Annotated in this window: 4 protein-coding genes and 1 pseudogene; 1 reads left to right on the top strand and 4 read right to left on the bottom strand. The window is 61.1% G+C overall.

What is annotated here, in order from left to right; all coding sequences use genetic code 11:
• On the top strand, nt 1-2,018 hold a 2,018-nt coding region (locus tag B4F73_RS09590), incomplete at its 5' end, for a PAS domain-containing sensor histidine kinase (protein ID WP_290483111.1).
• Here B4F73_RS09590 and B4F73_RS09585 read toward each other — a convergent pair.
• The 4 genes and pseudogenes from B4F73_RS09585 to B4F73_RS09570 all read right to left on the bottom strand — a co-directional run.
• Nucleotides 2,015-2,617 (bottom strand): histidine phosphatase family protein, encoded by a 603-nt coding sequence (locus B4F73_RS09585; RefSeq protein ID WP_290483110.1) that lies wholly within the window; start codon nt 2,615-2,617, stop codon nt 2,015-2,017. The two genes, B4F73_RS09590 and B4F73_RS09585, sit on opposite strands and share 4 nt — an antisense overlap.
• A gap of 7 nt (nt 2,618-2,624) precedes the next feature.
• A complete protein-coding gene (kdsB, locus tag B4F73_RS09580) occupies nt 2,625-3,434 on the bottom strand; it encodes a 3-deoxy-manno-octulosonate cytidylyltransferase (protein WP_290483109.1) in 810 nt (269 codons plus the stop codon).
• A 10-nt stretch (nt 3,435-3,444) separates the two neighbouring features.
• The gene (locus B4F73_RS09575; RefSeq protein WP_034815954.1) at nt 3,445-3,891 is read right to left on the bottom strand and encodes a hypothetical protein; all 447 of its coding nucleotides are present in this window, start codon (nt 3,889-3,891) and stop codon (nt 3,445-3,447) included.
• Nucleotides 3,892-4,048: 157 nt separating this feature from the next.
• Nucleotides 4,049-4,800 (bottom strand): annotated as a pseudogene (locus B4F73_RS09570) (hypothetical protein); the annotation flags it as partial.

Below are 4,800 nucleotides of genomic sequence, written 5' to 3'. Positions count from 1 at the left end.
TGCCGGTTGCAGAAGCCATGCTGGCCGGAGGGCATCGGATCGGTCTGTCGGGGCAGGGTGACATTGTCGTGGCTACCACGGCCCCGGATGGCGAAATCATCTTGGCGCTTGCCCCGGCGGGCACATGGTTGCCGGCAAGCCGGGCAGGTACCGGCATTTTCGTCACCGACAAGCATCTCAGTGCCGGGACGATCCTTCCCGGCACAGCGGGCATGTTACCTGCCACGAAGTTTCGCGCCCTCGGCTTGCTCGACCGCGCCGCGACAGGGTGCGCGCCGGTGGGCGGCAGTGCTTTGCAGGTGTGCACCAGTCAGGCCACGCCGCTGTTCACGCTGGACGATTTTATACGGCTCCTGATTTTTGGTCTGCTGCTGGCAGCGCCCATGCTGGTCATTCTCGGACTGATGAACCAGCTCTCGCGAGAGCCTGAAGTCACGTTCGTTGAACGCGCGCAGGAGATCGAATCCGACCGGTTCATGAGCCCGGTCATGCTGGGTGTGCGTGCAGGCTATTGGGAGTGGTCAGACGATTCCAGCGCGGTTTATCTCAGCGATGCGGCATCCGAGTTGATGGGCATGCTGGGCGATGGCGAGATCACGATTGATGAAATGCTGCCGCAGGTACACCCTGAGCATCAGAAGCGGGTTCAGGACGCCTTTCGCAAAGGCTACAAGGACGGCTGGGTGCAGACCAGTTTCGTGACCAGTTTCCAACCGGCCCGCTGGATGGAATTGCGTGGCAGTGTGACGCCTCATGCCGAGACCGGGGCGAATGTCTATGGCGGCGTACTGCTGGATATTACCGAGCGCAAGCAGGCCGAGGACCGGATCAAGGCGGCCGAACGCCGACTGCGTACGGCTATCGAAGGCTTCAATGGTCCTTTCGCCCTGTGGGACAATCGCAAGCGTCTGCTCTATTGGAACCGGGCCTTTGCCTCCGACCTCCAGCTCGAGGAAACCTTGCGGCCGGGCATGGCGCATCACACCGTGAACATTGCACGGGCTGGGGCCTTGCGTTCAGAACACCCCTCTTTGGAAGATCCGCAGACGACCTTGCTGGAGCTCAACACCGAGCGCTGGATCAAACTGGTGGAGCGCCCCACGCTTGATGGGGGCCTGATCTCGGTTGGCGTGGATGTCACAGAGAATGTCCGCAATGAGGAAGAGCTGAGGAAGCAGAAAGCCAAGATGCACAAGACCGCCCTGGACCTTGAACGGTCTGAAGGGCGCGAGCGTGAACTGTCTCGGAAATATTCCGAGGAGAAGGCCAAGGCCGAACATGCGGCGCACACCAAATCAGCCTTCCTGGCGAATATGAGCCATGAGTTGCGCACGCCGTTGAATGCGATCAATGGTTTTTCCGAAATCCTGTCGAATGAACTTTACGGCCCGATGGGGGACGAGCGTTACAAGGGCTATGCGCAGGACATCCTGACCTCGGGCCAACACTTGCTGGACATGATCAACGATATTCTCGACATGGCGAAGATCGAGGCGGGCAAGATGACAATCGACCCGCAGCCCATTGATCCTGTGGACCCGGTCGACGCGGCTGTGCGCATGATCCGTCGCAAGGCAGAGGACAAGGAAATCGAGATGGTGCTGGATGCCCAGCCCAATATACCTGAGATCGATGCCGACCATCGGGCGATCCGCCAAATGGTGCTGAACCTCGTATCGAATGCGATCAAGTTCACCGATGCTGGCGGCAAGATCACGGTCGCGGTCGAGCAGCGCGGACCGGAAATCTATGTCGGCGTGACCGATACCGGTATTGGTATCCCGGCTGAAGACCTGCCGCGCCTCGCGACGCCGTTCGAGCAAGTCTCCGGCACCAAGGACCGCAATTACGAAGGCACAGGGCTTGGCCTTGCACTGACGAAATCCTTTGCCGAAATGCATGGGGGGCGGATGATCCTGTCCTCCATCGAAGGGGAGGGCACGACGGTGGCGTTTACCTTGCCGATCTCCGGCGCACGCGAACTCGTCGATGAAACCAATGCGCGGGACGTCGCCTAGGGACGCAGGTTCCAGCTGGTGATGCACGACGTGGCGCCGTCTATTTCAACAACGCCCCAGGCCCCGGTCTTCAGCTTGCGGTCGAGATCGTCTGGCTGAACATCCACGACATCTGGCAGGAAGCGTGCGATGCCGTTTGAGGTGACGATCAGTGCCGTGTCTTCTGCGCCGAGCCCGGCTGCGCGCTCCAGCAGGCTGCGCCAGCCCTCGCGGAGCGCGTCCGCATCCACGCGCCAGCCCTCGGGCGGCGTGGCATCACACTCCCAGGCTTCGAGCGCTGCTTCGCCAATCCGTGCCACAACCTTGTCTTCCGGCTGGTTTTCGTCCGGGCCGTAATCGACTTCGGTCAGGAAAGGCAGGACGATAAGCGCAGGCGCGCCGGTGTGCATGCCGATCATGGCCCGTGCGGTCTGCCGTGTACGCATCAGCGGAGAGCAGAAAGCGGCGACAAATCGGGTGTCCGCGAAATGATTAGCGAGCGCATCAGCCTGTGCCAGTCCGGATGCGGACAAGGGAAGGTCTGTGCGTCCGCCGACACGGGTGACCGTGTCGCCCTTGTCGAACGTGTTTCCGTGCCGGACGATGATCAGTCTTGCCATGGTCCGGTCAGTCCTTCAGTGGGTCGCCATGGGTTGCGATCAGGCGCTCGGCGAGGGCCACGTCTTCCGGCGCATCAATGCCGGGAATGGCGATTGTGTCCGGCTCGACTTCGACACATTGCACGCTCATGCCGTTCTCGAGGAAGCGCAGCTGTTCGAGACCTTCGAGCTTTTCATAATGGCCTTCCGGCAGGCTGACATATTTGCGCAGCGCGGGGAGGCGATAGGCATAGAGGCCAATATGGCGGCAGACCGGAGACATGTCGCCTTGCTGGCGCAGCGCGTCTTCCTTGCGGATGGCGGGGATCAAATTCTTGGAAAACCAGAGCGCGCGCCCAGCGGCGTCATGCGCCAGCGTTGTGCCGGAGAAGGGGGTGGTTTTCTTGTGCGCGCGGAAGTCGTCGAGCGCCTGCCAGGTCAGGCGGACATAGGGCGTGGCGGCATCGGCGCCGGAACTGGCGGCGGCTTCGGCGACGGCGACAACATGTGCGGGTGGGGTAAAGGGCGAGTCGCCCTGCAGGTTGACGACAACGTTTGGCGTGACCCCCATCGCGTCGACGGCGGCGAGGGCACGATCCGTGCCGGACGGGACGTTCGGATCGGTCATGACGACCTCAATGCCGAGGTCCCGGCAATGGCTGGCGATGCGCTCGTCATCGGTGGCCACGACACTTGCAGCATCATCCAGTTCAGCGGCGGCACGCGAAGCCATCGCGGCCACCCGGCTCACCATGGTGCGGCCGGCGATCTCGACCAGAGGCTTGCCGGGGAACCGGGTGGATCCATAGCGGGCGGGGACAACGATCAGCGTTTTCATGGCCGCGCTCTTACATGGCTCGCGGCGGGTTGCCTACATCATCTTCGCGCATTTGTTGCATGAGGCCGATGATCGGCGCGACCCACTGCAAGGCCTCTTCGTCCACACCTTCATCGCGCAGGAAGCCCGTCAGTGCAGGGGCGAATTGATCGCTCTGCCCACATTCCACCAGCGCCAGTTCCAGTTCAGGGATGACGACATTCTGGAAGCTGTCAGCAAAGTTCTGAAGGTCGTCTGTCCGCGACATCAGCCGCATCGTGGCGAATGTGTTGAGTTCGCCCTCGCTATCAGTAATGCGCCGCAGGTCGTTGATCAGACCACGATTTTCGGAAGCGAACTCGCCGAGGATACGGTCGGTCTTGTATTCGACCCATTCCTGCGTGCAGGGCTCAGGCGCTGTGACACAGGCAGCGAGCGGGCAGGTGGCAATGGCCATTGTGGCGAGCAGGCGTTTCATGGAAATCCTCCGGAGCGCGATTCAGGGGGCCACCCTAGACGCCGATCCCATTACCGCAAAGCGCGGGACTCATTCGCAAAAAAAAGCCCCCGACGCAATGGGACCTGCGCCGGGGGACTCCGCCTATGCATTCCGTGCAATGCGCGAGCGGGACCCGTTATTCGTCTGTCGTGTCGGTTTCAATCGTGATCGTGTGGCTGGACGAACCGTTGACCTGCTTCTTGAAGGCCTTCTTTTCGGCGGCGTCGAGCTTGTCGCTCTTCATCACGGATTTGATCGTCGCCTTGGCTTTCAGCGTGTCCTTGTCGCCCTTGATGCAGGCGATCTTCACGTCCCTGGTCTTGTCCTGGCTACTGCTCTTTTCGAGGATCCGGGTCTCGCCCTCTGCCAGATTGGCGTCGCGGCATTGCTCGACCAGATCGGTCAGTACGATATGGGTATGCTCCATTTCATCCTCGAACTCCTCGCCATAGGCGATCTCGATCTTGCGTTCGAGCGCATCGGCATGGGCTTCGATGCGAGCCTCAAGGGCGTCCATCTGGGGTTCAAAGCGGGTTTCCCAGGCGTCTGCATGAGCTTCGGCGCGCTCGGCAATCGCTTCGGCATGGGCTTCCCATTCCTCGGCCTGTGCCTCGACCTTCTCTGCCCAGGCTTCCCACTCGGCTTCGGATTTCGGCATGGTTTCGTCGGTGAAGCTGAAGGCCATCTCCATCTTCCGGTTCAGCTCTTCGTCAAAGCCTTCGAAGGCGAGTTCGATGTGCGGCATGGAGGCCACCAGAGTTTCGATTTCGGCCGTTTCAGCTTCGATCTTTGATGTCAGGATTTCAATTTCCCGCTCAAGTTCCGGCGTCATCGCATCGACCGAGAAAGGATCGCCGATGATGACGACCTGCCGGTCCTCGACCTTGT

This window comes from Hyphomonas sp. UBA3601, assembly GCF_002375605.1.
Classification (GTDB): domain Bacteria; phylum Pseudomonadota; class Alphaproteobacteria; order Caulobacterales; family Hyphomonadaceae; genus Hyphomonas.
The sequence above is the reverse complement of the archived record's forward strand: the minus strand, read 5'-3'. Positions and strand labels throughout refer to the sequence as shown.